2 protein-coding genes are annotated in these 2,303 nt (G+C 56.4%); both read left to right on the plus strand.

The features are described 5' to 3' along the window. Positions 1-68 precede the first annotated feature (68 nt). A complete protein-coding gene (locus tag HMPREF9538_RS24355; RefSeq protein WP_004149938.1) occupies positions 69-1,034 on the plus strand; it encodes a DMT family transporter in 966 nt (321 codons plus the stop codon). Between the two features lie 15 nt (positions 1,035-1,049). Then, positions 1,050-2,228, plus strand: a complete 1,179-nt coding sequence (gene cgtA / locus HMPREF9538_RS24350) for an Obg family GTPase CgtA (RefSeq protein ID WP_002918377.1) — start codon at positions 1,050-1,052, stop codon at positions 2,226-2,228. Positions 2,229-2,303 lie beyond the last annotated feature (75 nt).

Genomic DNA, 2,303 nt, shown 5'->3' on the forward strand with positions numbered 1-2,303 from the left:
CCCCCCCCCCCGGGGGGGGGGGGGCTTTTTACATTCGTCTACCGGAAAATTTTTGCAGGGAAACAGGCATGAAGCAGCAGGCTGGGATTGGCATTATTCTGGCGCTTACCACCGCAATGTGTTGGGGAGCGTTGCCGATTGCAATGAAACAGGTTCTCGAGGTGATGGCGCCGCCTACGGTGGTCTTTTATCGCTTTCTGATGGCCAGCATTGGGCTTGGCGCGATCCTCGCGATCAAAGGCAAACTGCCGCCGATGCGAATTTTTCGCAAGCCGCGCTGGCTGGTGTTATTAGCGATTGCCACCGGCGGTCTGTTCGGTAACTTCATCCTGTTTAGTTCTTCCCTGCAATACCTCAGCCCCACGGCTTCTCAGGTCATCGGCCAGCTATCGCCGGTGGGGATGATGGTGGCTAGCGTCGTAATTCTGAAAGAGCGCATGCGCGGCACCCAGGTGGTGGGCGCGTTGATGCTGCTCAGCGGGCTGGTGATGTTCTTCAATACCAGTCTGATTGAAATCTTTACCCGCCTGACGGACTACACGTGGGGGGTAATTTTCGGCGTTGCTGCCGCTACGGTGTGGGTAAGCTACGGCGTCGCGCAAAAGGTGTTATTGCGCCGTCTGGCATCACAGCAGATACTATTTTTGCTGTACACTTTGTGTACGATTGCATTACTGCCACTTGCTGAGCCCGGAGTGATTTCCCGGTTAAGCAGCTGGCAACTGGCATGCCTGATTTTTTGCGGGCTGAATACCCTGGTCGGCTACGGGGCGCTGGCGGAAGCCATGGCGCGCTGGCAGGCGGCGCAGGTCAGCGCGTTAATCACCTTGACGCCACTGTTTACGCTACTGTTTTCTGATTTATTATCAATGGCCTGGCCCGATGTTTTCGCCAGACCGATGTTAAACCTGATTGGTTATCTCGGTGCGTTTGTCGTGGTTGCGGGCGCGATGTATTCCGCCATCGGTCATCGTCTTTGGGGACGTTGGCGTAAGCGAGAGGCGGTAGTACCGCTGCCCCGCTCAGGCGAATGATTTACGGAGAGTAAAATGAAGTTTGTAGATGAAGCAACGATCCTGGTCGTAGCAGGTGACGGCGGCAATGGTTGCGTAAGCTTCCGCCGCGAAAAGTATATTCCGAAAGGCGGTCCGGACGGCGGCGATGGCGGCGATGGCGGCGATGTCTGGCTGGAAGCGGACGAGAACCTGAACACCCTGATCGACTACCGTTTTGAAAAATCGTTCCGCGCCGAACGTGGGCAGAATGGTCAAAGCCGCGACTGTACCGGTAAGCGCGGTAAAGACGTGACGGTAAAAGTGCCGGTCGGCACCCGGGTTATCGATCAGGGCACCGGCGAGACCATGGGCGATATGACCAAACACGGTCAGCGTCTGATGGTGGCGAAAGGCGGCTGGCACGGTTTGGGCAACACCCGTTTCAAATCGTCCGTTAACCGTACGCCGCGTCAGAAAACCATGGGTACCCCGGGTGATAAACGCGACCTGCAGCTGGAGCTGATGCTGTTGGCCGATGTCGGGATGCTGGGCATGCCGAACGCCGGCAAATCCACCTTCATCCGTGCGGTCTCCGCCGCCAAGCCGAAAGTGGCTGACTATCCGTTTACCACCCTGGTGCCAAGCCTGGGCGTGGTGCGTATGGACAATGAAAAGAGCTTCGTAGTTGCCGATATCCCGGGGCTGATTGAAGGCGCAGCGGAAGGGGCAGGCCTCGGTATCCGCTTCCTCAAGCACCTCGAGCGCTGCCGCGTACTGCTGCACCTCATCGATATCGATCCGATCGACGGCTCCGATCCGGTTGAGAATGCGCGCATTATCATCGGCGAGCTGGAGAAATACAGCGAGAAGCTAGCCTCCAAACCACGCTGGTTAGTTTTCAACAAGATTGACCTGATGGACAAGGCCGAAGCCGAAGCCAAAGCCAAAGCGATTGCCGAAGCGCTGGGTTGGGAAGAGAAATTCTACCTGATCTCCGCGGCCAGCCAGCAGGGCGTGAAAGAGCTATGCTGGGACGTGATGACCTTCATCATCGAAAACCCGATCGTGCAGGCGGAAGAAGAGCAGAAGCCGGAGAAAGTCGAGTTTATGTGGGACGACTATCACCGTCAGCAGCTTGAAGAGGCCGAAGCCGAAGCAGAAGATGACGAAGACTGGGATGACGACTGGGATGAGGACGACGAAGAAGGCGTCGAATTCATCTACAAACGCTAATCCTGACTTCTCTGGATCAAAAAGGGGGGGGCGCTGGCGGCCCCGCCCCCTTCTTTTTTTTTTTTTTTTTTTTTT

The sequence above is a fragment of the Klebsiella sp. MS 92-3 genome (assembly GCF_000195655.1).
Taxonomy (GTDB): domain Bacteria; phylum Pseudomonadota; class Gammaproteobacteria; order Enterobacterales; family Enterobacteriaceae; genus Klebsiella; species Klebsiella pneumoniae.